This is a genomic window from Falsiruegeria sp. JB4-1, from assembly GCF_055693495.1.
In genome coordinates this window covers 1,374,276-1,392,887 of sequence record NZ_JBVFTZ010000001.1, presented here as the reverse complement: position 1 = coordinate 1,392,887, position 18,612 = coordinate 1,374,276, and the positions used below count along the sequence as shown (strand labels likewise).

The window sequence follows — 18,612 nt, the reverse complement described above, 5'->3', positions numbered from 1 at the left end:
GAAAAAGGGGTCGCCAACAGGCGACCCCTTCTTTCTTAGCACAAAGGCTAGGCAGATTACATCATGCCGCCCATGCCGCCCATGCCGCCCATGTCGGGCATACCGCCACCGGCCGCGCCTTCTTTGGCGGGCTTGTCGGCAACCATGGCTTCGGTGGTGATCAGCAAACCAGCAACCGATGCCGCATCTTCCAGAGCGGTGCGAACCACTTTGGCCGGGTCGATGACGCCGAACGAGAACATGTCGCCATATTCTTCGGTCTGAGCGTTAAAGCCGAACGATGCGTCGTCGCTTTCGCGGACTTTGCCTAGCAACAACTGCACCGTCAACGCCTGCGTTTTCAGCGATCTGGCGCAGAGGCGCTTCGATTGCTTTACGAACGATCACGATACCAGCGTTCTGGTCCGAGTTTGCACCTTCCAGCTCGGCAAGTGCTTTGCCAGCCTGAACCAGAGCAACACCACCACCAACGATTACACCTTCTTGAACCGCTGCGCGGGTCGCATTCAGTGCATCGTCAACGCGGTCTTTACGCTCTTTGACTTCAACTTCGGTCATGCCGCCGACGCGGATAACAGCAACACCGCCTGCCAGTTTGGCAACGCGCTCTTGCAGTTTCTCACGGTCGTAGTCCGACGAGGTTTCTTCGATCTGCGCACGGATCTGGCCAACACGGGCTTCGATCTCGGCTTTTTCGCCAGCACCGTCGACGATGGTGGTTTCGTCTTTGGTGATTTCGACTTTCTTGGCGGTGCCCAGCATGTCCATGGTCACGGACTCGAGCTTCATGCCCAGATCTTCCGAGATCACCTGACCGCCGGTCAGAATTGCCAGGTCCTGCAGCATGGCTTTGCGGCGATCGCCGAAACCAGGTGCTTTGACAGCAGCAATTTTCAGGCCGCCGCGCAGTTTGTTGACAACCAGAGTTGCCAGCGCTTCGCCTTCGACGTCTTCAGCAATGATCAGCAGAGGCTTCTGCGACTGGATCACCTGCTCGAGCAGCGGAACCATCGGCTGCAGCGACGAGAGTTTTTTCTCGTGCAGCAGGATCATGCAGTCGTCCAGATCTGCGATCATCTTGTCAGCGTTGGTCACGAAGTAGGGCGACAGGTAACCGCGGTCGAACTGCATGCCTTCGACAACATCGGTCTCTGTTTCCAGACCTTTGTTCTCTTCAACGGTGATGACGCCTTCGTTGCCAACTTTTTGCATCGCGTCTGCGATCTGCTGGCCGATTGCTGCTTCGCCGTTGGCCGAGATGGTGCCAACCTGAGCAACTTCGTCGCTGTCTTTGACTTCACGTGCCGATGCAACGATGCCTTCAACCACTTTCGAGGTCGCCAGGTCGATGCCGCGCTTCAGGTCCATCGGGTTCAGACCAGCAGCAACCTGCTTGAGGCCTTCACGAACGATCGCCTGAGCCAGAACGGTTGCAGTGGTGGTACCGTCGCCTGCTTCGTCGTTGGTGCGCGAAGCAACTTCTTTCACCATCTGTGCGCCCATGTTCTCGAACTTGTCTTCCAGCTCGATCTCTTTGGCAACAGATACACCGTCTTTGGTGATGCGCGGTGCGCCGAACGATTTGTCCAGAACCACGTTACGGCCTTTGGGGCCCAGCGTCACTTTGACAGCGTCAGCCAGGATGTTCACGCCAGCCAGCATACGGTTACGGGCATCGGTGTCGAATTTGACGTCCTTAGCAGCCATGTTCTTTTCTCCTTGAAAAGTCTTGAAATGGGGTCAGAGAAGCCGGGTGGCTTACTCGATGATCCCCATGATGTCGCTTTCTTTCATCATCAGCAGCTCTTCGCCGTCGACCTGAACCTCGGTGCCCGACCATTTGCCGAACAGGATCTTGTCGCCAGCCGAAACGGCCATCGAGATCAGCTCACCGCTGTCTTTACGTGCGCCTTCGCCGGTCGACACAACAATGCCTTCGCTGGGCTTTTCTTTTGCGGATTCGGGGATGATCAGGCCGCCCGAGGTTTTTTCTTCGCTTTCGGTACGGCGAACCAGTACCCGGTCATGAAGCGGTTTCAATGCCATCTTTGCAGCTCCTTAAGCTCAAAGTTCGTTTCCTTACGGCTCCGACGCTCCCTTGCATCGAGCCGTTATCACTCACCGTAGTTGAGTGCTAACGACGCATAGCTAGGCACATGGAATTTCCGAGTCAACGCCTGAGGCCAGAATTTTTGCGAAATTAGTCCGCTTCCCAGCTGTAGGCCCAGTGGATCAACCCCTCGGCCCCCTGCGAAGTAAGTGCGTACACACCGGTTTCAACCTTCTCGAACCAGCCATAGTGATTGTCCCGCATCAAAGTTGTGGCCTTGGTCACACCGGTGGACTTGGCCACGATCGCCCCCTTCGCCGCACCGTTCTCTGCCAGAAACGCAGCGCAGCGCAATGCATCTTGCCTATACGCAGTGACAATGCCGTGTCGTGTCGCGCCTCCAGCGTTTGGATCGCCTTTGAGGCGGCTGAATTCACGCAACATCCGCTCGGCCCGCTTCTTGGACTTGCGCGGCGCATACGGACCCGGATCACAATGCACTTCAACCCGACCATCGGCGCGAACGGTGATCAGCCCTAATCCCAACCGCCGACACATGGCAAGATTGTCCTTGAGTGTTCGACGCGCGGACCGTCCTGTGGGACGGGCAACAGCGACGTAGACCAGATCCGACACCGACAATCGCGTGATCGCCTGATGAAACAGGTTCAAGGAAAACCGTAGTTTCAACTCTACAATAACAGGTGCCTCATCCCCACGGCAGGCCATGACATCGGCGGCTCCAACCTCGCCCTTGACCTCGTACCCCTGCCCTTCGAGCAGAGTCTTTATCGGTGGATAGAGTTCCTGTTCACGCTGCATTGTTTTACCTTAGAACCTAAAATGCCCCAATCACAATTGCCCAAACACTCACGCCATTGCGCATTGTTGCTTTCAACCTAAAGTTGATCTAACCGTTGCCCAATTGGAGTGAATATGCAGCGCATCGTTTTGGTCGTACTGTTTGTGTTTAGTCTCATTCTCTTGCCCACTACCGCGGTGCAAGCAGCTTGCAAAGGGCGGGACCTGATCAAGCGATTGGACCCAAGCGCAAAGGCACGATTGGAGCAAGAAGCGAGCAAAGTCCCGTTTGCCTATGGCAATCACTGGATTGCCACAAGAAACGGTCAACGTCTTCATATTGTCGGAACTCAGCATTTCGGAGATGCGCGAATGCATCCGGTCATGCGCCGCCTGCGCCCGATTATTGCAGAAGCGGATTTGATCATGGCGGAAGGAATTTCCGACTTTGTTAAGAACGACGAAGACATCGTTCGTCAAAATCCTCGAATCTTTTTCATGCGATCCGGAACGAAACTGCCAGCGATCTTGAATGAGTCCACGTGGCAAACGGTTCAATGGGCCAGCTTGCGGATGAACATCCCATCAGACGTCCTGCCACATATCCAGCCCTGGGTGTTTGCGATAGCGCTTGGAGGTTCTGCTTGTAACGTCCGGGGCCTCACGTCTCGCGAGGGGCTGGACTATCGAATCAAACTCCACGCCGACCGCACCAAAACACCGATTATGGCTTTGGAACCCAAGAGTGCCGGATTCCGCGCCCTTTCAAATCGCCCCTACCGGGATCAAGCAAAACTTTTGGAGCTGAGCTTGGTTAATGGCACCGATAACAACAACTTCCTGATCACAATGCGCAACGCCTACTTCAACGAGTCGCTTACTGAAGCGTGGTTGCTTCGACAATGGAACCACTACAGTTCGGGTCACGTGTCACGTAAAGAGGCGACCCGACTGATACGCCAACTGGACGCTCAACTTCTGGATGCCAGAAATCTGGCCTGGATTCCTGTAATCACCACGCGGCCGGAGCGCCTGATAGTGATTGCGGCAGGAGCGGCACATCTGCCCGGCAAAAACGGATTGCTAAACCTCTTGCAACGCAAAGGGTACAAGCTGGAACGCGCCAAGTTCTGACCATAATTTCCCCGGAGGTAGACCATGCGTCGCACCCGGATATTCTGCCCCGTGACAAGGCAGCTGGCGCGACCTATAAGGCGCCAACATCAGATCAGTTCAGGACGCAGTCATGACCACCTTTGTATTTGGGCACAAATCCCCCGACACGGATTCCACCGGCTCGCCCATAATTTGGGCCTGGTATTTGAACGAAATCAAAGGCGTTGACGCCAAGCCCGTCTTGCTGGGCGAGCCCAATACCGAAGCGGCCTTCATGCTGCAACGCTGGAACCTCGACAAACCCGAGATTATCGAAGACGTAGCCGACGGTCAGGCCTGTGTCGTGGTCGACACCAACAACCCTGCGGAACTGCCCGCCAACATCAACGGCGCCGACGTTCAAGCCATCATCGACCACCACGCTCTGGTGGGTGGCCTGAAAACCAAAGGCCCGATCGACATCACCATTCGTCAGCTGGCCTGCACTGCCACCATCATGATCGACTTGATGGGTGATGATGCCGACAAGATGCCCGAAGCCATCAAAGGCGCGGCGCTGACCTGCATCCTGTCGGACACGCTTGAATTCCGGTCCCCCACCACCACCGACCACGATCGCGCCGTAGCCGAAAAACTGGCCGCCGATCTGGGTCTGGACATATCGGCTTATGCTGCCGACATGTTTGCCGCCAAGTCGGACGTCTCGTCATTCTCGGACGCAGAACTGATCCGCATGGACAGCAAGGAATACGAAGTTGACAGCACCAAGTTCCGCGTTTCGGTCTTGGAAACCACTGCGCCGGGCGTCGTTCTGGACCGCAAGGCATCGCTGATGGACTCGATGACTTCGGTCGCAGGCGAAGACGGCGTAGATCAAGTTCTGCTGTTTGTCGTCGACATCCTGAACGAAGAGGCAACTCTGCTAGTCCCCAACGACTTGGTTAAAGGCTTGGCAGAAAAGAGCTTTGGCGCGTCGGTTGACGGAGACGCCGTCGTTCTGCCCGGCATCATGAGCCGCAAAAAGCAGATCATACCGAACCTCAAGGTCTGATCAGCTTCTTTTCGTAGTTTCGAAGGCGTCCCATTGGGGCGCCTTTTTTAGTCCTAACGGACGGGGATCACCTCATTTGAGGATATCCATCAAAGGCAGGCAGATCGTCCGGGATGTGATGAAAAGGCTGTGCCTCAGCCACATATATCGACATCTTGGGGGCTTTGTAGACGCTTGGCTCGTCTAAAGTGCCAATCTTGAGGATCACGGCATCAAGTCCCGGCCGTCGGGATGTCAGGTGTGTACCACAGACCGAACAAAACTCTCGCGTGACTCGTGCCTCATGATCGGGGCGTTGGTACGTGCTTGGGCTGCATTCAGTGTAGCGAAACCCGTCCTTAGGCAACACCATAAACAAGTTTGGCGCCCCGCCGGTGAAATGCTGGCACGCCCGGCAATGACATTGCGCCTTGAGCATGGGTTTGCCCGTCACCTTGTACCGGATCGCGCCGCAAAAGCACCCGCCTGAATGTGTCATCTGTCGTGTCTCCCATCTGTATTGTCAGGTGAAGGATGGACAAGGAGGCGAGTTTTGTGCAGTGTCACACATGACATTTACCATGCCAATTTAGACAAATGCCCATTCGAACCCTGATCCTGCACCCCACGCCCTGCCAGCTTTCAAGCTTGGCAATCGCTCAAGAGATGCTGGACACGGCCAACCGGATTGCCGCGCTGACTGGGGAACACCCGTTGTTCGAGCAGCACATACTCTCACCGGATGATGCTCTGGCACAGGGGTGTGATGCGGATTTGGTTATTTTGCCGGGCCTGGGTCTGGCAACACCGAGTGAGTTGCAGCACGCCATGGCTGGAGAGTATTTCGCGCAACTGACCCGGTGCCTGGCAACTCTTGCCGACACTGACATCACAATTGCGGGCGCCTGTTCAGGGTGTTTTGCCCTTGGCGCGGCAGGGCTGTTGGACGGTCGCGCGGTCACCACAACATGGTGGCTGGCCCCTTACCTCAAATCGCTGTTTCCCAAAGTGCGGCTCGATTCCTCGCACATCGTTCGGCGCGACGGCAATCTGTTCACGGCCGGCGCCGCCTTTGCACAGATCGACCTGATGCTGGCGCTGATCGAGCAGTTCGGCGGCTTTGCGCTCGCCGAAGATTGCCGCCGGTTCACCATGGCTGATAGCCGACCCAGCCAGTTGCCTTATCTCTCAGTCGCCACCTTGGTGGCCGGAGACTCCCCGTTGCAAAGGGCCGAGCTTTTCCTGCGGCGCAATATCTCGCGTCAGGTGGATTTGGCCGAGTTGTCCAAGGCGGCGGGTTTGGGGACGCGGACATTCGCCCGGCGATTGGCGCAAAAGGCGGCAATGACGCCCACCGAGTTTTCCCAGACCTTGCGCGTGACCGAAGCAATTCGGCTGGCCCGCACCACTGACCTGCCTCAAGGTGAGATTGCACATCGCGTCGGCTATGGCGACGATACGGCCCTGCGGCGGGTGATGCTCAAGCGGACAGGTCAAACCCTGGAGAATTTTCGACGCTGAACATCTGCCTCGCATTCTCAGCATGGTCAATCCGATCCCTGTCGGGCATACACCTCTTGTCAGACACTGCACGATTAGGCCGATTTCATGTCTCAGATCATCACCGCACTTTCCGAAGTTTCAGACCGCTACCAGGCGTTGTTCGTTGACCTGTGGGGCTGTGTCCACAACGGCGTAACCGCATACCCCGAAGCTGTTGCCGCATTGCAGCAATACCGGGCCAGAGGCGGCACCGTAGTCCTTGTCACCAACTCTCCGAAACCACGCGCAGGTGTGGCCAGCCAGTTGAGCCAGTTCAATGTGCCTAATGACGCCTATGACATCATCGCCACCAGCGGCGACAGCGCGCGGTCTGCCATGTTCCGGGGCACAGTTGGGAACAAGGTCTATTTCATGGGTGAATGGCAACGGGATGTCGGCTTCTTTGAGCCGCTGCACTTGTTGGAAAACCCGGTTGAAATCGAACGTGTTCCACTGCAGGAGGCCGAAGGTATCGTGTGCTGTGGCCCCTTCGACCCTATGGCCAACCCGGACGTGAACCGCTCGGACTTCCTCTATGCCAAAACCAAAGGCATGAAGCTCTTGTGCGCTAACCCCGATATCGTGGTCGACCGCGGCGAAGTGCGTGAATGGTGTGCGGGTGCTCTGGCACGGCTTTACACTGAGATGGGGGGCGAGAGCCTCTATTTCGGCAAACCGCATCCGCCGATTTATGATTTGGCGCGGCGGAGGCTGGCAAGCCTGGGCAAAGACGTGCCTGATTCCGAGATTTTGGCAATCGGCGATGGCGTGCTGACTGACATTGCGGGCGGCATGGGGGAAGGGATCGATTCCCTTTTCATCTCGGGTGGTCTGGCCGCACAGGAAACAAAAACTGGCTTCAGCCCAGATGCGGACGCGCTAAAAGCTTATTTGGACACGGAAAAGTCCAACCCGACCTACACAATCGGGCGTTTGCGTTGACGAAAAAAGAGCTTGATTTTCTGCACCTGCAAAGTAATAAAGTTGCCTTATCCAGATGGGGCGTGACGTTTTATTGCTGCGCCGATCAGAAAAGAGGACATCATGTTGGACAATCTGCCTCGCGGAACGATCTGCATTGAAGACATCGAAATGGGCATGACCCGGTACCTGCGCAAAGTGGTGACCGACGAAGACATCGAGATGTTTGCCCAAGTGTCCACGGACCGCAACCCGGTGCATCTGGACGATGATTACGCTCGTGACACGATCTTTGAGGGCCGCATCGCGCATGGGATGCTGACCGTCGAGCCTGATCTCGGCCGTGATCGGCGAGCAGCTTCCCGGGCACGGCACGGTCTACATGGGGCAATCGCTCAAGTTTCTGGCGCCGGTACGTCCCGGTGACATGGTCTATGCCGAGGTCAAGGTGGTGGACATCGAGATGTCCAAACGTCGCGTGAAGCTGGATTGCCACTGCTCGGTTGACGGTAAAAAGGTGCTGATTGGCGAGGCCATGGTGCTGGCACCCTCGCGCAAGTTCGACTGAAACAACACATTTTCTGACACTGGACCGCCGTTCCGGCGGTCCAGTTTGCATTCGCGCAACCGCGAGTTCAAAGAACTATCCTTGGCTGACCTTTGTCAAATCCACTCCTCGGTAATGGCTTCCTCCAACAAGTCTTTGAAACTGACTGTTTTGTGTAAGTGCCAGAAGCCAAAAGCAGCCAGACGCCGACCTGCTTCACTGTCGGATGGATAATGAACGCCCAGAACTTCGCGGTTTCTGGCAATGCGACGTGCCATATCCAATACAGGGTCGCGTACGACGTCTTCATCGTCTGCCCGGTTTCTATGGGTTGTCTGCATTCCCTTGATGAACGGAATACAGCTCAGGACATGAACACACATGTAGGCCTCGGTCGCATGTGCACTGGGAAACGATGCATGTCCTGGGTTTGGTATTGGTGGCATCAAGGCTGGCGCAAGCTGCGTCGGACGCGGGCGTTTCAGCTTTTCCTTATAGTGCAGGGCCAGAAACTGCGCGACCCGCATAGCCCCGGCAAGAGCCAGTGTTGTCTTGGGATGGGTTGTTCTGCTGAACGGCACAACACCACGAAAAAACACCCCAATTCCATGTCGTTGGGCAATTGATTCATGCATCGCCCCGCCGCGATACTCGATCAGTGACACAAGTTCGGTGAGTTCACTCTCCAGGGTTCCTGCACTGGAAGCGGGAAAAACAGCGTCCGGAAGATTGGTCCAGCCGTCGAAGTTGTATGTTTCAGCCTTGAATGTCGTATTCTTTGCCAGATCATTCCATGCCACATCGGGTTCTGGCCAGTTTTTCCAACTCGCACTTGGAGTAGACCCTGTGCCTGCTGCGGTCCTTTCCGCAGCAAATTGAGCAGCAATGACATCGGCATATGAATCCGTTGACCAATGGTTTTGGTCATACCTCCTGCCGGTTACAAATTTGTATATCTCGTGGAGTGGAACATAACTGGCGGCGCCTCCGGGGTGCGTCCACGCTTCAGGGTTGGCCGCAGGCCACAAATTGCCGTTCCACCATTGTTCGTGCTTGGCAAATCCCGTCTCTGCCGGATCAAGATGCGGAGAAATACCAACAGGTCGCATTCCGTTTCCGGCTCCCCCTCCCCCATGTTCAGCGCATCAAGTGCGTCCAATGCGTCCAGCGCGTCCAATGCGTCAAGGGCGTCAAGTCCATCAGCTGTCCCTGGCATGTTCACCTCCTAAATGTGTTGTCTCCATTTTCTTCGTTCTATTGGTCCGGGATACCGGCCAAACCAAAATGTTCCAGCAATTTTTCTGTGCGCCCTTCGTCCTTGAAGGGTTGTCGACCGTTTCTGTAGCGGGCCAGCGAAAACCCAGGCTCCATTTTGAGCAATCTGGCCGCAAGTTCTCTGGCACCTGCGACATCCCCAGCCGCGGCCTTTGAAATAATGATTATCTTCAACGTATTGGTGTAATTTGGGTTCTCTGCCAGACTGCGCTGACCCCAGGCAATCGCGTCGTCAAAATTTCCGTGAGCATAATGCGCAAGGGCCAGAAACGAAAAAAACTGAAAGAGCTGTTCGTCAAAGGGTGACAACCGCAATGCCTTTTCAGAAGCTTCGATAGCTTCTGTTGACCGTCCGAGAAAACTCAGGGTTACACTGCGCAAGGAATGGGCAATCGCGTTGTTCGCCCCTGCGGCCACGGCGCGGTCCAGATAATTGATTGCAGTGTCATAGTCGCGTTCTGTGTAGGCGTGAACATGCCCATAACTGGCAAGGGCTAAGGCGTTGCGACGGTCTAGACGCATCGCCTTTTTGGCAGTTGTCAAAGCAAGCTGGCTGTCGGCTACCGGATCATCGGACCACCCCTGCCCAACGCACATTGTGTGCCATCGTGCAAGCCATGCATGCGGATTGGAAAAGTAGGGGTCTGCGGCAATGGCGGCGTTCAGATCGTGCCTGGCTTCGTTGAATTCCGCTCGATCGAAACTGGAAACCTTGTCGAGAGCCCTGAGCATATGTTCATAGGCCGTAAAGTTGCCAGGTGGTTTCCGCAACGCTCTTTCCAGCGCGGCTCGCTTAACTTCGGGGGCAGCCAGCGCGATGATCCTCTCGACGTATTTGTCCTGCACCTGAAACAATTCGTCGATCTTGAATACGGATCGGTCTGTCGACAAAATCTCACCCGTCAATGCGTCGATCAATTTGGTTTCGGCCCGCATTGCAACGTGAGACTTTTGGATGGTCCCGGTCACGATGTAATCAACACCAAGCGTTTCGCCGATTTCCCGCGGATCAATGTAGCGATGTTCGCCAAGAGCTTTAACGGTGGATTGGGCGATCACATTCAGTTCCTGCACCCCCCGAGCGAAACAATAATGTCGTCGACAACACCTCTCGAAAAGACGGCTTTTTCTTCATCGGTTTCAAATGGCAACACGGCAATCGACGGGAGCCGTGAAGCACGCGGAGTGCTTGCAAAGTGGCGACCGTCAATCATGACATGGAATGCGTGGATATCGCGGGAAATATTTCGCAACCGAAGCGGACCGGTCGCACGCAATTGGTATTCCAATTCGTTGGGAAGTTCATTTCGGAAGTCTTGCGTGACAATGACGCCGCCAGAGTAAGATCGTTGTTCTAAACGTGCGGTGATGTTCACACAATCTCCAACCAGGTCACCGTCGGCATCGCGGATGACATCACCAAACCCCAATGCGATACGCAGGGTCATACTTTGCCCCTGGCTACGCGCCTTTTTTTGCACTTCTACAGCCCAGTACATTGCCTGTTCAGCATTTGGAAAGGCTGCCAGAACGCCATCGCCAAGTGCCTTTATGAATTCGCCGCCATAAGCCAATATGCAAGGAACAATCAGATCGTTTTTGAGGTCTGTCCAACGGGTGAATGTCGCCTGTTCGTCTGCCCCCATTTGGGCTGAAAACCCGACTACATCCAGAAACGCCACGGCGCACCGTTCATAATTCACGGTCTTGTCCGACGTTTCCAATGCATTCAGTTGCCTTCCTACGGCCATTCAAGACCCCCAAGTCCCGAAGTCCAAGATTCAATAAATACGCAAATCAGAACAAAATTGATGTATAGTCGCACCATTACATAACATAACCCGCGCCAAATTTCAGCTTTTATAAGGGAGCGGTCATGGAAAAGGCAAAGTTCAGTATTTTGAAAGACAGCGCCCAGGCGATTGTCGAAACCTTTTATAAGGATGGCCAAGACATCTCCGCCCAGCTTTTTGCCAGCGGACCAAACTCTCTCGTCAACTACCTGACCGAAGACGCCCGTGGGCGATTGCTGGATGAATTCAGCACTGTCGAGGAGATTGGCGTTTTGGCCCGAAAAGCTGGCGGCCCAGCCAAGATCGTCGAGGTTGCCTCAGTTCCCAATCCATATCGGTTTCACACCTACGACAATGATCATGGATTTATACCCGAAAGTTCTGTGCCAGTTGGCCTCATGCTCCCGTTCGGCAAAGATCCCACCGAGATCGGTGTCGCGGCATCTCCAGCCGTGGATCTAAGGATAGGGGTTTCGGAAAACGGTGCGCCAGCACAGCAGCATCGTGCACCCGGCGTTCACGGTAGTGCGACGTTCATGGGACGTACGCAGGCACTGCGCTTGATGGATTTCAAAGGTGTGCCGACTAACCGTAAGAACAAGGTACACGTGTTTGTAGTTGATCAGGGCATGAACCCAAAATTTGTCGATACGTTGGGTGGTCCTGGAACGTATGGCGGCATAATTTGGTGGGACCAAATATTCATACCGATTCCGCCTTTCGTGATTCAGGGACAACCGAAACCCAGTCTAGGCGATCTACCGACAGAACAGCGGCACCGATACCGCAGCATGCCCCAGTGGCACGCCCACATGACTGTTCGAAACATTCTGTCGATTGCCGGGGACAACCGAAACCTCAAGGCTAACGAGGAGCCTATCGTTTTCTATGACGTTCCCGTCATACCCAATCGCGTTGGACAAGTATTGGACACCGCAAACAACATTAGCTTCCAGAACCTCGCAATTTTCTCCAAAAAACTTGGAGTAGGTCCAAAGGATGCAGTTGTCGTAGTCAACGCCTGGGGCATCAAGGACCGGCGACGTGAAAACCCGCAAGGGGCTTTGAGCGAGACCCCGGGCCATGGTCTGAATCAACTCATCACTTTGCTGGCCAATCAACCAAAGATCTCTGTGGTCTTTGCAGCCGGAAACACCGGGAGTTTTACACCGGACCCTGAAGCAGGCCCATACGACAAAGGGCCAGGGCGCAGTATCTGGCACCCCAATTCTCTTGAACATGTCCTGAGCACAGGCGCCTGTGATTGTTCCGGAAAGTGGATTGGCTCGTCTTCGCAAGGTTCTCCGGGCGCGGCGGGGGCCAACCTGCAACCCAAACTTAGCGCACCCAGCTACTTCCGCGAGGACATGGATGCACATGTCGCCACCACTGGCAGCTCCGGCAGCTGCGGGATGTTAGCGGGGCTGATTGCGAAAAGATGGCGGGAACACAAAACACCTTTGGATGTCGCAGCGGCTTTGGGGAACGCCAAGAAGATCGGTCACACCGGCCACAGCAACCGTCTGGGGTTTGGAATCGCCACAGACACCTTTTAGCGCACGATCCAAGTTGAATCCCTTTTTTAGGGTTATCCTACCTAATGAATATCCTCTGGTTGTGCCCGTCTGCACAGCCGATCAGCGCATAGGCCTCCGCCACGATGCGTCTTGGTAACAAGCAACCTCAAAAAGGTCTTTGCAAACTACCGGTGCGTCGATGCTCAAAGCTGGGCTTGCACCGAACCGGGCATGACGGTAACTCACCCACATGCGGATCATCCGAGACTATCAGTTTGTCGAGCCAGAGGATCGCGGCGCCTGCGCCGCGATTGGTAATTTTGACGGCGTGCACCTTGGGCACCAGTCCGTCATCAACCTTGCGCGTGAAGTCGCACCTGAAGCACCTTTGGGTGTTTTGACCTTCGAACCCCACCCCCGCGAGTTTTTTGCCCCCGCAGCCCCGCCTTTTCGTCTGATGCGAGGGGATGCAAGGGCACATCGCCTGGAGAAACTGGGTGTTGAAAAACTGTATGAATTGAACTTCAACGTCTCCCTTTCGAACCTGAGCCCAGAAGAATTTGCCAGCACCGTCATTTCCGAAGGACTTGGGCTTCAGCATGTGATTGTCGGTGCCGATTTCTGCTTTGGTCAAGGCCGCAAGGGCACGGCTCGGGACCTGCAGCGGTTCGGCCAAGAGCTGGGGTTCGGCGTCACCATCGCCCCGCTTCTGGAACGTTCAGAGGATATCGTGTCCTCAACTGCCATCCGCAAGGCCCTGACCGACGGTCGTCCACGGGACGCTGCGGATATGTTAGGCCATTGGCATCGGATCGAGGGCGAGGTTGTCGGCGGCGAGCAACGCGGTCGCGAATTGGGGTTTCCAACGGCGAACATGTCCATCGACGGTTTGCACCCCCCGAAGTTCGGTGTCTATGCAGTACTCGTTGACGTGCTGGACGGCCCCCATGCGGGCAGTTATTTCGGTGCCGCTTCGGTAGGTACAAGGCCCATGTTCGATGGAGAACACCCGAACATTGAGACGTTTCTTTTTGACTTCTCGGGCGACCTCTATGGCGCGACACTTTCCGTAGGGCTGGTGGATTACTTACGACCTGAACTCAAGTTCGATGGCTTGGACACCTTGATCGAGCAGATGGATACCGATTGCAGCCAGGCCCGGGCCGTATTGAGCGCGCTATGACGGATCCCATTGACCGCAATGGGCTTGGTAAACGGTTCTGGGAACGAAAACCTCTCGCCAAGCTATCGGAAAAAGAATGGGAAGCACTTTGCGACGGATGCGGCAAGTGTTGCCTCAACAAGCTCGAAGACGAAGACAGTGGTGAGGTTGCCCTGACCCGTGTCGCCTGCAGGTTACTGGATGACGAAACCTGTCGCTGCGCGCAATACCCCATCCGCCATCAGTTCGTCCCTGAATGCATCGTGCTGAAACCCGACAACCTGGACACGCACGCCTACTGGATGCCGCAAACCTGCGCTTATCGGCTGCTGTGGCAGGGAAAACCCCTTTACGATTGGCACCCGTTGATATCAGGTGACCCGGACAGCGTGCACAAGGCCGGAGTGTCGGTTCAGGGATGGACCGTCTCCGAGTTTGAGACGCCCGAGGAGGAGTGGGAAGACCACATTATCGAGGAGCCGATCTGATGTACTTTGCCTCTGACAATTCCGGACCTGTTCACCCGCAAGTGCTGGACGCATTGGCGCGAGCGAACGAAGGCTATCAGATGGCCTATGGCGCGGACACGTTGATGAACGATGTGCGCGACAAGATCCGTGGTGTGTTTGATGCACCGGGCGCTGCCGTTTATCTGGTGGCCACCGGCACCGCTGCCAACTCGCTGGCCTTGGCGACATTGTCCGAGCCATGGCAGACCATCTTCTGCTCACCCATGGCCCACATCCACGAGGATGAGTGTAACGCGCCCGAATTTTACAGCGGTGCCAAGCTGACACTGGTTCCCGGCGGTGAAAAGATGACGCCCCAGTGCCCTACGCCAGTCCATCGCGGGCGAAGAGACGCGTGGTGTGCATGGCCCTCAACGCGGGCCGGTGTCGATCACGCAGGTGACCGAACGTGGAACGGTGTATTCCCTTGATGAACTGCGCGCACTTTGCGGTGTGGCCAAGGACTACAACTTACCTGTCCATCTGGACGGCGCGCGTTTCACCAACGCCCTCGTGGCGCTGGACTGCACCCCGGCGGAAATGACGTGGAAGGCGGGTGTGGATGCCGTCAGCTTTGGCGGCACCAAAAACGGTTTGATGGGCGTCGAAGCAGTTGTGTTCTTTGACGAGAGCAAAGCCTGGGAATTCGAGCTGCGCCGCAAACGCGGTGCGCATCTGTTTTCCAAGCATCGGTATCTGTCGGCGCAAATGGATGCCTATCTGACGAACGATCTGTGGCTGACCTCGGCGCGCCAAGCCAACGCCAACTGCGCGCGTCTGGCCGACGGGTTGCGCTCGGCTGGGGCAAGCTTCCTGCACGAGCCGCAAGCCAACATGATCTTTGCCAGCTTCCCACGCGGGGTGCACAAGGCGCTGCATGAGGCTGGCGCTGTCTATCACCTTTGGGGCGCCACACTCGAAGGTGAAGATGACGAAGAAATGCTGGCCTGCCGTCTGGTCTGCGACTGGTCGATTTCAAACGAACAGATCGACGCCTTCGTGGCACTGCTCTGATCAGTATTTTATCAGCCGATCCGCCAATGGCGACACCGCGCCGCGCATAGCGCGGCGCCCGGCCCAACGGGAGGGCGTGCATCTTAGATGCATGTCCCGACGGGCGGGAGAACCCCAGTTTTCAAAGCCAAAACGACCTTAGATGCTGCGCGGTCTCAGCCGGGTGCGAAATCGGCAGCATGTGCCCTGCCCCCTCGACCACGTGACTTACCGCACCGGGAATGCGCTGCGCCAAACCATCGTTGATGCTGCCAATCACTCTCTGGGTTTGCCCTCCTCGCAGCAACATCATCGGCATTCTCAGTTCCTCCAGAACGCCCGGTGCCAACAACCCTGCACGATCGTCAAACAGTGCAGCGTCACAAGCCGGAACCACCGGGATTCCACGGATCATGGCCGCTCGCGTCGCCTCGGGCAGCTGTGGCCAGCGCGGGCCGCCCTCCGTGCTCCACATCCGGTTGAACAGCCGCGCCGCCAAGGGCCAGTCACCAGCCTGCATCGCCGCCTGATACGGTTGTGCGATCTTGTCATGTTCGGCCATCAGCTCGGGCGCATCCTGCAATGCAACCGCGAAGAACACAGGCTCGATCAGGGTCAGGCTGCGCACCAGGTCGGGGCGCTTCACCGCCGCGCGCAGGGCAACCGTAGCCCCAAAAGAATGCCCCACCACATCCATCGGCCGGTCGAGCACCGTCAGAGCGGCTTCGACATTGCGATCCTGAAAATCGCCCAGCCCGTCCCAATCGGCACTTTTTCCATGCGACAGCATGTCAAAGGCGTGGAACGAAGCTTCTTCACTCAAAAGTGAAGCCAGTCTTTTCCACGCGCCCGAATGCGCGATAGTGCAATGAATGGCCAAAATGTCACGTGCGCCCTCTCCCATCAGGCGCACGTGGATCGGTTGCGGCAAGTCGCGCATCAGCGGCTCAGATGCGCGTCCAGATCCGCCAGGCGGTCCTGGCCCCAGAACCGTTGCCCGTCTTCGGTCACGTAGAAAGGCGAACCAAAGACGCCTCGTTCAATAGCCTCTTCCAGGTTGGCGGCATAGGTTTCCGCACCCACAAGCATACCGCTGTCGGCGAGTGCTGGATCAAACCCAGCTGCCGAAAGGCAGTCGCGCACCACGGCATCCTCGGCAATGTCCTTCTCTTCGGCCCAGCAGGCCCGCAGGATAAGGCGCACCAGCTGCCCCACGTCGCCACCGCCCGCATTGGCGGCCGCGATGATCGCATAAGACGACGGGGCTGCATTGGTCGGCCAATGGGCGGGCTTGAGGTTGAAATCCATCCCCAGGTTCGACGACCGACGCAGCAGATCCTGCGCCCGGTATTCGACGCGTGAAGGGTGCCGGTCCTTTGGCGGCGTCCCTCCGGTGCGGCTGAATAGCGTCATGATATCGACGGGTTTGTATATGATCGTCGCGCCATGTTTGGCAGCAATCTGTTCCAGACCATCTCCTGCCAGGTAGGCATAGGGTGAAAGTGTCGCAAAATAGTAGTTGATATGGGCCATCTGTCGTTTTCTCCGCGGCGTTACCTTTGCGGGACGGTAAGCCCATGCTAAGCGGTGTCAACATCACGAATCTGTCACATCCTCGCTGCCACGGGTCTCTTCAATGCCGACACTCAACGAACCCAAGCTCATCTCTGGGAACGCCAACCTTCCACTTGCCGAAGCCATCTCACGCCGGATGAGCCTGTATCGGGGGGTTGATCAGGGATTGGTCGATGCCCGCGTCGAACGGTTCAATGACGGCGAGATCTTTGTCGAGGTGTTCGAAAACGTCCGCGGCGAGGATATGTTCATCATCCAGCCCACGTCGAACCCGGCCAACGACAACCTGATGGAGCTGCTGATCATCTGCGACGCACTGCGTCGATCGTCCGCACAGCGCATCACCGCAGTGGTCCCCTACTTCGGCTACGCCCGTCAGGATCGCCGCACCAAGGCCCGCACACCGATCAGCGCCAAACTGGTTGCCAACATGATGGTCGAAGCCGGTGTTGAGCGGGTCCTGACCATGGATCTGCATGCCGCCCAGATCCAAGGCTTCTTCGACATTCCGGTCGACAACCTTTATGCCAGCCCCGTCTTTGCCCTGGACGTCAAAAACCAGTTCAAAGGTCAGATGGACGAGCTGATGGTTGTATCCCCAGACGTAGGTGGCGTGGCCCGCGCCCGAGAGCTGGCCAAACGCATCAACGCACCGCTTTCGATCGTGGACAAACGCCGTGAGAAACCCGGCGAAGTGGCCGAGATGACCGTCATCGGCGACGTCACCGACAAGATCTGCCTGATCGTCGATGACATGTGCGACACGGCTGGCACGCTGTGTAAGGCCGCCCAAGTGCTGTTGGACAACGGTGCCAAGGAAGTGCACTCCTACATCACCCACGGCGTCATGAGCGGCCCTGCAGTCGAGCGGGTGACCAATTCGGTGATGAAGTCGTTGGTGATCACAGATTCGATCCAGCCGACTGATGCAATCCTGAACACGCCCAACATCCGCGTTGTGCCAACTGCACCGATCTTTACCCAGGCTATCTTGAACATCTGGAACGGCACGTCAGTCTCTTCCCTGTTCGAAGATAAGACCCTGACCCCGATCTACGAGTCGCTCTATCATATGGACTGAGCGAGAGTTGATCTTGGTATTTTGAGAGGCGGCCATTTGGCCGCCTTTTTCATGACCCTTTAGTCGAGCCTCTCACGGAGAAATCAGAACTTCCCCTTCAATCTCCATAGCAAATCCCATGGGCAGTCCATACACACCAATGGCAGAGCGTGCGTGACGACCGACATCCGGCCCAAAAACATCGATGACCAGATCGCTAAACCCATTCACGGCAATGTGCTGTTCGGAATAACCCTCAGCCGAACTCACCATCCCGAACACACGCACCCAGCCTGAGATCCGTGACAACTCGCCAATCTCGGCCTTGATATTGGCCAGCACTGTCAGCCCAATTTCGCGGGCCTCTGCATAAGCCTGTTCGGTCGTCATATCGCTGCCGACAAAGCCGAACGGTCCACCAATGCTGCCATCCATCGCGTTCTTGGGATGTCCGGAGAACATCAGCCGATCCCCCCTGATGTTCACAAACTCAAACGGCAAATGCAGCCCGTCAGGCAGCTTGGTCGGTTGCGGCAGTTGCAACCCAAGTTCTGTCAATTTCTCTTCTGGTGTCGGCATGTTCGGTCCCAAATGCTGTGAAGTATTCCAGCATGTTAGATCATTTCTGATCCGGTGTCCGTCGTTCTCTAAGTGGGTTTGGTCCAGGATGTTCAGGGCCTTTTGTGTTTCCAAGCGTTTCTGACCATTGGAACCAACACGA

General features: G+C 56.3%; 17 protein-coding genes and 3 pseudogenes. 10 read left to right on the top strand and 10 right to left on the bottom strand.

The window, feature by feature from the left end; genetic code table 11:
- Nucleotides 1–56 precede the first annotated feature (56 nt).
- From groL to ACZ1HE_RS07105, 3 genes and pseudogenes are all read right to left on the bottom strand, one after another.
- Nucleotides 57–1,707 (bottom strand): annotated as a pseudogene (gene groL, locus ACZ1HE_RS07115) (chaperonin GroEL).
- A 51-nt stretch (nucleotides 1,708–1,758) separates the two neighbouring features.
- Nucleotides 1,759–2,046, bottom strand: a complete 288-nt coding sequence (locus ACZ1HE_RS07110; protein WP_472620151.1) for a co-chaperone GroES — start codon at nucleotides 2,044–2,046, stop codon at nucleotides 1,759–1,761.
- Nucleotides 2,047–2,200: 154 nt separating this feature from the next.
- The gene (locus ACZ1HE_RS07105; RefSeq protein ID WP_472620150.1) at nucleotides 2,201–2,872 is read right to left on the bottom strand and encodes a DUF2161 domain-containing phosphodiesterase; all 672 of its coding nucleotides are present in this window, start codon (nucleotides 2,870–2,872) and stop codon (nucleotides 2,201–2,203) included.
- Nucleotides 2,873–2,986: 114 nt separating this feature from the next.
- Here ACZ1HE_RS07105 and ACZ1HE_RS07100 point away from each other — a divergent pair, with 114 nt between their 5' ends.
- Both ACZ1HE_RS07100 and ACZ1HE_RS07095 read left to right on the top strand, forming a co-directional pair.
- Nucleotides 2,987–3,985: a TraB/GumN family protein gene (locus ACZ1HE_RS07100; protein WP_472620149.1), complete on the top strand. Its 999-nt coding sequence runs from the start codon at nucleotides 2,987–2,989 to the stop codon at nucleotides 3,983–3,985.
- A gap of 112 nt (nucleotides 3,986–4,097) precedes the next feature.
- Entirely contained in the window at nucleotides 4,098–5,018 is a 921-nt protein-coding gene (locus tag ACZ1HE_RS07095; protein ID WP_472620148.1) for a manganese-dependent inorganic pyrophosphatase, read from the top strand.
- A 67-nt stretch (nucleotides 5,019–5,085) separates the two neighbouring features.
- Here ACZ1HE_RS07095 and ACZ1HE_RS07090 read toward each other — a convergent pair whose 3' ends face one another.
- A complete protein-coding gene (locus ACZ1HE_RS07090; protein WP_472620147.1) occupies nucleotides 5,086–5,496 on the bottom strand; it encodes a GFA family protein in 411 nt (136 codons plus the stop codon).
- Between the two features lie 98 nt (nucleotides 5,497–5,594).
- Here ACZ1HE_RS07090 and ACZ1HE_RS07085 point away from each other — a divergent pair, with 98 nt between their 5' ends.
- The 3 genes and pseudogenes from ACZ1HE_RS07085 (at nucleotide 5,595) to ACZ1HE_RS07075 (ending at nucleotide 8,028) form a co-directional block, all read left to right on the top strand.
- Nucleotides 5,595–6,518, top strand: a complete 924-nt coding sequence (locus ACZ1HE_RS07085; protein WP_472620146.1) for a GlxA family transcriptional regulator — start codon at nucleotides 5,595–5,597, stop codon at nucleotides 6,516–6,518.
- 87 nt (nucleotides 6,519–6,605) lie between these two features.
- Nucleotides 6,606–7,481, top strand: a complete 876-nt coding sequence (locus ACZ1HE_RS07080) for a TIGR01459 family HAD-type hydrolase (protein WP_472620145.1) — start codon at nucleotides 6,606–6,608, stop codon at nucleotides 7,479–7,481.
- Nucleotides 7,482–7,583: 102 nt separating this feature from the next.
- A pseudogene (locus ACZ1HE_RS07075) lies at nucleotides 7,584–8,028 on the top strand (MaoC family dehydratase).
- Nucleotides 8,029–8,123: 95 nt separating this feature from the next.
- Here ACZ1HE_RS07075 and ACZ1HE_RS07070 read toward each other — a convergent pair.
- The 3 genes from ACZ1HE_RS07070 to ACZ1HE_RS07060 all read right to left on the bottom strand — a co-directional run bounded on the left by ACZ1HE_RS07070 (nucleotide 8,124) and on the right by ACZ1HE_RS07060 (nucleotide 11,033).
- Entirely contained in the window at nucleotides 8,124–9,116 is a 993-nt protein-coding gene (locus ACZ1HE_RS07070) for a phosphatase PAP2 family protein (protein ID WP_472620144.1), read from the bottom strand.
- 145 nt (nucleotides 9,117–9,261) lie between these two features.
- Nucleotides 9,262–10,356: a tetratricopeptide repeat protein gene (locus ACZ1HE_RS07065; protein WP_472620143.1), complete on the bottom strand. Its 1,095-nt coding sequence runs from the start codon at nucleotides 10,354–10,356 to the stop codon at nucleotides 9,262–9,264.
- On the bottom strand, nucleotides 10,344–11,033 hold the full coding sequence (locus ACZ1HE_RS07060) for an adenylate/guanylate cyclase domain-containing protein (RefSeq protein ID WP_472620142.1): 690 nt from the start codon (nucleotides 11,031–11,033) through the stop codon (nucleotides 10,344–10,346). Before ACZ1HE_RS07060 ends, ACZ1HE_RS07065 begins: the two co-directional genes overlap by 13 nt.
- Nucleotides 11,034–11,158: 125 nt before the next feature.
- On the opposite strand from ACZ1HE_RS07060, the gene ACZ1HE_RS07055 reads away from it, so the two are divergent.
- The 4 genes and pseudogenes from ACZ1HE_RS07055 to ACZ1HE_RS07040 all read left to right on the top strand — a co-directional run bounded on the left by ACZ1HE_RS07055 (nucleotide 11,159) and on the right by ACZ1HE_RS07040 (nucleotide 15,277).
- Complete coding sequence (locus ACZ1HE_RS07055; protein ID WP_472620141.1) at nucleotides 11,159–12,631, top strand: S8 family serine peptidase; 1,473 nt, start codon at nucleotides 11,159–11,161, stop codon at nucleotides 12,629–12,631.
- 211 nt (nucleotides 12,632–12,842) lie between these two features.
- Nucleotides 12,843–13,775, top strand: a complete 933-nt coding sequence (locus tag ACZ1HE_RS07050; protein WP_472620140.1) for a bifunctional riboflavin kinase/FAD synthetase — start codon at nucleotides 12,843–12,845, stop codon at nucleotides 13,773–13,775.
- Nucleotides 13,772–14,242, top strand: a complete 471-nt coding sequence (locus ACZ1HE_RS07045; protein WP_472620139.1) for a YcgN family cysteine cluster protein — start codon at nucleotides 13,772–13,774, stop codon at nucleotides 14,240–14,242. Before ACZ1HE_RS07050 ends, ACZ1HE_RS07045 begins: the two co-directional genes overlap by 4 nt.
- Nucleotides 14,242–15,277, top strand: a pseudogene (locus ACZ1HE_RS07040) (threonine aldolase family protein). The gene ACZ1HE_RS07045 and the pseudogene ACZ1HE_RS07040 overlap by 1 nt, the downstream one beginning before the upstream one ends.
- Nucleotides 15,278–15,398: 121 nt before the next feature.
- Here the strand turns inward: ACZ1HE_RS07040 and ACZ1HE_RS07035 are convergent.
- Nucleotides 15,399–16,196 carry an alpha/beta fold hydrolase gene (locus ACZ1HE_RS07035; protein ID WP_472620138.1) on the bottom strand — a complete coding sequence of 266 codons (798 nt, stop codon included), beginning with the start codon at nucleotides 16,194–16,196 and terminating at the stop codon, nucleotides 15,399–15,401.
- Nucleotides 16,196–16,789 (bottom strand): DsbA family protein, encoded by a 594-nt coding sequence (locus tag ACZ1HE_RS07030; protein ID WP_472620137.1) that lies wholly within the window; start codon nucleotides 16,787–16,789, stop codon nucleotides 16,196–16,198. Before ACZ1HE_RS07030 ends, ACZ1HE_RS07035 begins: the two co-directional genes overlap by 1 nt.
- Nucleotides 16,790–16,892: 103 nt before the next feature.
- On the opposite strand from ACZ1HE_RS07030, the gene ACZ1HE_RS07025 reads away from it, so the two are divergent.
- Nucleotides 16,893–17,912 (top strand): ribose-phosphate pyrophosphokinase, encoded by a 1,020-nt coding sequence (locus tag ACZ1HE_RS07025; RefSeq protein WP_472620136.1) that lies wholly within the window; start codon nucleotides 16,893–16,895, stop codon nucleotides 17,910–17,912.
- Between the two features lie 72 nt (nucleotides 17,913–17,984).
- Here the strand turns inward: ACZ1HE_RS07025 and ACZ1HE_RS07020 are convergent, their stop codons facing one another.
- A complete protein-coding gene (locus ACZ1HE_RS07020) occupies nucleotides 17,985–18,470 on the bottom strand; it encodes a RidA family protein (RefSeq protein ID WP_472620135.1) in 486 nt (161 codons plus the stop codon).
- Between the last annotated feature and the right edge of the window lie 142 nt (nucleotides 18,471–18,612).